Consider the following 257-nt stretch of genomic DNA (forward strand, 5'->3'; position numbering starts at 1 on the left):
TCGACGTACGTATAAATCGCGCCGATCTCCAGTTGCCCGTCTTCGAGCAGTTGCGCGACGCGCAGGCTTTGCGGCCCGGCAAACGCAAAATCCACTTTATGCGCGATGCCGCGCTCGAACAGCGTCAGATGCTCTGGACGACTGATGCTCGAGATGAGCAGATGCAGATCGTGAAGCTTCTGCGGATCGACCTTGGCCAGCGAGCGCGACAGGAAGTCGGCCTGCTTCTGGTTGTCGCCTTCGAGCGCGACGCGGTC

1 protein-coding gene is annotated in these 257 nt (G+C 60.7%); it reads right to left on the bottom strand.

The window, feature by feature from the left end:
* On the bottom strand, positions 1–257 hold a 257-nt coding region (locus tag SB753_RS38900), incomplete at both ends, for a malonate decarboxylase subunit alpha (RefSeq protein WP_410805394.1).

Source organism: Paraburkholderia sp. SIMBA_053, from assembly GCF_046534895.1.
Taxonomy (GTDB): Bacteria; Pseudomonadota; Gammaproteobacteria; order Burkholderiales; family Burkholderiaceae; genus Paraburkholderia; species Paraburkholderia caledonica.